A 5,672-nucleotide genomic window follows, 5' to 3' on the forward strand; every position below is an offset into this window, starting at 1 on the left:
ATTAGAGCAGGGCTCATTTGCTCAACAATATCAGAGACTGAGCCAATTCTGGACAAGGTTGAATCAACACTGATTTCCGCCATCTTCCTAGCCTTTGAGGGAATAATTCCCTGCCAGCCAAAAATGGGCCGAATGCCCCAGAATTTGATCGGATAAAAAGTAAGCTTAATGGCTAACCAGTTGGTGATGAATCCAACAATTCCCGCAATTAAGGGAATGCTTGCCAACTTGAGTAGCTCGAAGTATGAGTTCACTTCCATAATGACAGATACGTTTTGTAATTGTTATTTGGGAATAATCGTCGCGCTCAGCCCCAATAATTTAACGCTTCAAGGCCAGCCAGATTGCAATTTAGCATGCTATCACATAGGATTCACGGATTGTGTTCTACTTTAATAACAGGCTGATTATGTCACGTCGAAGCTTACTGGAAATTGGCCTTGTTCAACGCCTTGCCCTCGCGGCCTCGCTAAGTGCAGTACTAATTTATTGTGTCTACAGTGTCACCAGGTAGATAATGATTTTATCTTTCCGAAATCTAACGCTCGGCTACGAAGCGCACCCCGCTGTTCACCACCTTTCTGCCAGCATTGATAAAGGCATGCTTGTTGCCCTTGTTGGGCCTAACGGTGCAGGTAAATCGACACTGCTTAAAGGTATTATGGGGCAACTTGCTCCCTTAGAAGGTGATATTCAATTTGGACCCGTCGAGAAAGATGATATTGCTTATCTTCCTCAACAAAACATGGTCGATAGAAGCTTCCCTATTACAGTTCAGGAAATGGTCGCTCTTGGCGCCTGGAAACATATGGGTGCTTTCGGGCGATTACGTAGCAAGCATAAAAAGCAAGTCGCACAAGCGCTGCAGCAACTGGGTTTATCAGGGTTTGAAAAACGCTTGATCGGATCTCTTTCAGGAGGGCAAATGCAGCGCGTTTTGTTCGCACGCTTGCTCGTTCAAGAAGCCAACCTAATATTATTAGATGAGCCTTTTACCGGCGTAGACAGCCGAACAACACATGACCTACTACACTTGATTCAACACTGGCATGAACAGGGTAAAACGATTGTTGCAGTACTCCATGACCTTGAGCAAGTAAAGTCTCACTTCCCACATTGCCTTTTGTTATCGCGAGAGCCCATCGCTTTTGGGCCAACTGCCGGCGTATTGACTGAGCAAAACTGGCAACGAGCACGACAACTCAACGAAGCCTTTGATGAAAACGCCGTGTATTGCGGGGCTCACTAACAGATGTTCGATCTTTTTATTGCGCCAATTTTAGACTTCTCATTTATGCAACGCGCTATCGTTGGCTGCCTTGCGATTGCGATTAGCGCAGCGCCTATTGGCGTTTTTCTGATGTTAAGACGCATGAGTTTAACTGGCGACGCCATGGCACACGCAATATTGCCCGGTGCAGCGGCAGGCTTTTTTCTGGCCGGCTTATCTATTCAGGCAATGACCATCGGCGGGATTATCGCAGGCTGCCTTGTTGCGCTATTTTCCGGTTTCGTCTCTCGTATGACCGATGTCGCTGAAGATGCCAGCATGGCTGCCTTTTATCTTATTTCTCTGGCAGCAGGCGTCCTGATTATTTCAATTAACGGTAGTCAGGTTGATTTACTACACGTACTTTTCGGTTCCGCGCTGGCTTTGAACAACGAAGCTTTATATTTGCTTGCCGGGGTTTCTACAATTACCTTAATTACACTTGCTCTGCTGTTCAGACCGTTGGTTCTTGAGTGTATGGACAGGCTTTTCCTGCAATCAGTCAGTCGACTAAGTCCAATTGCTCACTTTGCCTTCCTGGTGCTAGTTGTTCTAAACCTTGTTGCCGGCTTTAACGCCCTTGGTACCTTAATGTCTGTGGGTATGATGATTTTGCCTGCAGCCTCTGCAAGGTATTGGGTCAAGAGCCTCGATATGATGCTTTTGGCGTCCTCTTGTTTTGCAATTCTCTGTTGTTATATCGGCTTACTCTTGTCATACCATGCTGGCTGGCCAACCGGGCCGGCGATCATACTGACACTTGGTATGCTCTACGTCTTGTCGTTTTCATTAGGACTTAATGGTAGCCTTTTATCTCGACTTGCCAAACCCAAACATCTCAGCGCATAACTCGTAAATATAGGTAATTTAAATATGAAGTCCTGGTTTAAATCGATCGAAAACGATGCTGAAGGCACCTCCTATCCCTTAGATAAAGTATTAAACGAACTAAACTTCTCTGAAGAGGGTTTAATACCCGTAATAGCCCAGGACCATGAGACGAGAGAGGTGCTAATGTTTGCCTGGATGAATCGCGAGTCATTAAAAGAAACTCTCGAAACCTCCAAGATGTGCTATTGGTCCCGTTCGCGAAAGTCTTTATGGCGCAAAGGAGAAAGCTCTGGCCACTGGCAAAGCCTGGTATCGATGAGAACGGATTGCGACGGTGATGTACTACTAGCCCTGGTCACACAAGATGAAGCAGCTTGTCACACCCATCGTAGAAGTTGCTTCTACCTGAAGTTTGAGCAAGGCGAGGTGGTCATCGCCTCATAAGCTTTCTGCTTTCTGCTTTCTTCGTTTACATCAGTGCTGATACAAATTACTTAAGTGGTCGTATTTATCCAGGATTTCTTGATAGCGACCACTTGATTTAATTTCTGACAAACCACGATCAAAGTCATCTCTGACCAGCTTATCTCGGAATAAAAACGGGTAATGACTTGGTTTAAATAAGGGGTGAAATCTGACCTTTTGACTAAAGCGCTGCTTTGCCAAGCGAGAGTAGCGATCTCCCTGATTTGCCTTATACCAATAATATCCAAAAATACTCTTATCCATCACGATAAAATCAAGCTCTCTGATAAAGAGTAGATTTATCTGAAAATCTTGTTTTGGAACTTCTTGATAATGCCGGTTTGTGCGTGCCATCACAGCATATTCTTTACCCAGAAAGTCTTTCGCTTTTTGAAAACCTACAACCGTTTTATCTTGAAGAAAAGACATAGATATATCTTCAGGGTAGTTCTTGGATGCCAGACTTATTGCGTAGTTTTGAAATGTCACCACGGCTTGGGACAAATAACCACTCTTAACAACATTGGCCTTTGCATTCATCACGGCATCTAACTGCGCATCATCAAACAACTTATATGCTCGCTCAAATGGCACATAAACCGGACGTATATCATAACGCTCAGGATCGAGGCTCGCTCGCAATATATCTAACTCGATGCCTGAGTCAGTTTCTTTAATCACCCAAGGAGGAATTGACATGCTAATGCCAATCTCAAATGGCTGAGGAGCATCTGATTGTACTGTGGAAGGGTCCTTGGCATGCAAGGATAATGAGACACTAGATACTAAAAAGGCGAAAAAAGCGTAGATGAATCTAAACATTGCTTCCTCCGCCTGATAATGAAAATTAACTATCCTTGGGAACTATCTCCGTCCTTTTCAAAGGCTTCTTTAAAACCTTTTCATATAAGAATAATAGTGCTTCTCGAGCTTGATTCAAGCGCGCGCGGGAAAGAGACATATTTTTTACCAAATAGCGTAAAAACTCTTTCACATTAGATTCACTTAAATAACGCGGGCTCCGCAAATCATAATAAGCTAAATACTGCGTAATCCAGTGCTGGTAAGTATGAATGGTTCTGGCACTCAAATGTTGGTGCTTTACCGCTTCAGCCAAGTCTACTGACAACCCCGGTTGACATTCGTCCAATGCAACTGCTGTACTCATATTGATTCCTTTTACTGCTTATAGAGACCTATATGCTTCTTCACTTTCCTTGTGTTGATCTCTTATAATTATTATCTTTTTTATCGTGGACACTGCTATTAACCAGCCTGAGACACAGACTGGTTAGAGACGCTGTAATTTACGCCTTTAATGTTTCAACTTCATTAATGTATTTTTGCATTGCCGCATCAGAAGTCGTTCCTTTCAACTCTTCCCATGCAACATATTTTGCACGTGCAACGAAGTCCATCATACCTGGCTTTTTACCTGAAACGTCACCTTCAGTTGCTTGCTTATACAAAGCATACATCTGCAACTTCTGCTCGTTTGAAAGCTGAACGTCACCTTCCGAGTTTTGAACAAAGTTTACGGTATCTTCAAATTGTTGCTTTAAATCGCTCATAACTTACTCCTGTTAATTTGGCGCGATTATAACTCGCTTAAATACAGATCGGTAGCTCTATAGGTAAAACCACTTTTCCATTTATGTGTATAATCTCACAGTTTTGATAAGTATCTACTTTATCAATAAGATCTAATTTTCTGTTTTCACTAATTTTTGGAGACCACATCTTGGCCAAGAAAAATAAGCTAAATAAAATTGTCAGTAACATTAATTCCTTGCCATCTTTCCTTCGCTCAACAGCGCTGTCTACTTTTTTTGGAAAGATGGTGAAGTTTACCGGCACTGCTGGAATTACAATTGAAGAGCTCAGCTGCGAACGAGCAGTGATTACACTAAAAAATAAAAAGAGTGTGCAAAATCATATTGGTTCAGTGCATGCTGTCGCCAGTATTCTGATCGCAGAGTCTGCTACCGGATATTTGATTGGTATGAACGTACCTGATAGCGCTGTCCCTGTGATCAAAACAATCAAAGCTGACTATGTAAAACGCGCCAAGGGCGACATGAAAGCCGTTGCAACGCTAAGCAAAAAGCAAATTGCTGATATCCAAAAACTCGAAAAAGGTGAAACCACTGTAAAAGTCAGTGTGACAGACGCTGAAGGCAAAGAACCCATTCTTATGGAAATGGTTTGGGCCTGGACACCTAAAAAACGTTAAGCTCTCCACTTAAAAGCTGAGCAAGTGTTATGTGAATCTGCTTAGTTCAGCTTTTAGTATATTCCCCAAAATCACAACAGCTTGCTCTCGCTCTCTGGTCCATTCATGTGCATAACTTAACCGAATATAGTTATGGTACTTACTCGAATCGGTTGAAAAGATTTCTCCTGGCGCAACAATGACGCCCTCGGCCTTAGCCAAATGGTAGAACTCTGTGCTATCTACACCATCAGGCAACTGTATCCATGCAACAAAACCTCCTTGCGGCTTAGTGATGCGTGTTTCTTTGGGAAAGTGTAGCGCAATTAAATCTAGCAACCTATCGCGCCTCTGGCTGTAAACTTCACGAGCATGCCTCAAGTGACGGTCAAAGCGCCCTCTAGACAAAATATCGGCAACCGCCAGTTGGGGTAAAGCAAAGTGACTGGAGTTGCTTAAAAAACGTTGGTACTCAATTTTTTCCCGATATCGCCCTGGCATCACCCAGCCGACACATAGCTGAGGGTCAAGCACCTTCGAAACTGAAGAGCACAGCAGAATTCGGCCATCCTTATCATAAGATTTAACAGCTTTTGGCCTAGCATCACTGTATGACAGCTCTCCGTAAATATCGTCTTCAATCATCGGTAAATCATATTTTTCTAAGAGCTTCGCCAACTTGAGCTTCGCAGTTTCTGGCATCAAGGCTCCCATGGGGTTGCTATAGCTAGGAACTGATAACACAACTTTTACGGGCCACTGCTCGACTGCCAACTGAAGCGCGTCGATGCTCATTCCCCTTACCGGATCTGAAGGAATTTCAAGCGCTTTTAGCCCCAAAGATTCGATTAACTGTAACAAGCCATAATAGCCTGGCGACTCTACCGCAACCAC

Annotated in this window: 8 protein-coding genes and 1 pseudogene; 4 read left to right on the top strand and 5 right to left on the bottom strand. The window is 43.5% G+C overall.

What is annotated here, in order from left to right:
• Positions 1-260, bottom strand: a pseudogene (locus A3757_RS20475) (hypothetical protein); the annotation flags it as partial.
• Between the two features lie 257 nt (positions 261-517).
• On the opposite strand from A3757_RS20475, the gene aztA reads away from it, so the two are divergent.
• From aztA to hisI, 3 genes are read left to right on the top strand one after another with little or no spacing between them, the layout of a single operon-like run.
• Positions 518-1,249, top strand: a complete 732-nt coding sequence (aztA, locus tag A3757_RS20480) for a zinc ABC transporter ATP-binding protein AztA (protein ID WP_068552545.1) — start codon at positions 518-520, stop codon at positions 1,247-1,249.
• Positions 1,250-1,252: 3 nt separating this feature from the next.
• The gene (locus A3757_RS20485) at positions 1,253-2,119 is read left to right on the top strand and encodes a metal ABC transporter permease (protein WP_068508719.1); all 867 of its coding nucleotides are present in this window, start codon (positions 1,253-1,255) and stop codon (positions 2,117-2,119) included.
• A 24-nt stretch (positions 2,120-2,143) separates the two neighbouring features.
• Positions 2,144-2,545 (top strand): phosphoribosyl-AMP cyclohydrolase, encoded by a 402-nt coding sequence (gene hisI, locus A3757_RS20490; RefSeq protein ID WP_068508721.1) that lies wholly within the window; start codon positions 2,144-2,146, stop codon positions 2,543-2,545.
• Positions 2,546-2,575: 30 nt separating this feature from the next.
• Here the strand turns inward: hisI and A3757_RS20495 are convergent, their stop codons facing one another.
• The 3 genes from A3757_RS20495 to A3757_RS20505 form a co-directional block, all read right to left on the bottom strand.
• Positions 2,576-3,388 carry an ABC transporter substrate-binding protein gene (locus A3757_RS20495; RefSeq protein ID WP_068508723.1) on the bottom strand — a complete coding sequence of 271 codons (813 nt, stop codon included), beginning with the start codon at positions 3,386-3,388 and terminating at the stop codon, positions 2,576-2,578.
• 25 nt (positions 3,389-3,413) lie between these two features.
• Positions 3,414-3,734 (bottom strand): site-specific integrase, encoded by a 321-nt coding sequence (locus tag A3757_RS20500; protein WP_068508725.1) that lies wholly within the window; start codon positions 3,732-3,734, stop codon positions 3,414-3,416.
• A 139-nt stretch (positions 3,735-3,873) separates the two neighbouring features.
• On the bottom strand, positions 3,874-4,137 hold the full coding sequence (locus A3757_RS20505; protein ID WP_068508728.1) for an acyl-CoA-binding protein: 264 nt from the start codon (positions 4,135-4,137) through the stop codon (positions 3,874-3,876).
• A 170-nt stretch (positions 4,138-4,307) separates the two neighbouring features.
• Here A3757_RS20505 and A3757_RS20510 point away from each other — a divergent pair, with 170 nt between their 5' ends.
• Positions 4,308-4,799 (top strand): DUF4442 domain-containing protein, encoded by a 492-nt coding sequence (locus tag A3757_RS20510; protein ID WP_068508730.1) that lies wholly within the window; start codon positions 4,308-4,310, stop codon positions 4,797-4,799.
• A 27-nt stretch (positions 4,800-4,826) separates the two neighbouring features.
• Here the strand turns inward: A3757_RS20510 and A3757_RS20515 are convergent.
• A partial coding sequence (locus A3757_RS20515) for a PLP-dependent aminotransferase family protein (protein WP_231878337.1) occupies positions 4,827-5,672 on the bottom strand: 846 nt, incomplete at its 5' end.

It is taken from the genome of Oleiphilus sp. HI0117, assembly GCF_001635235.1.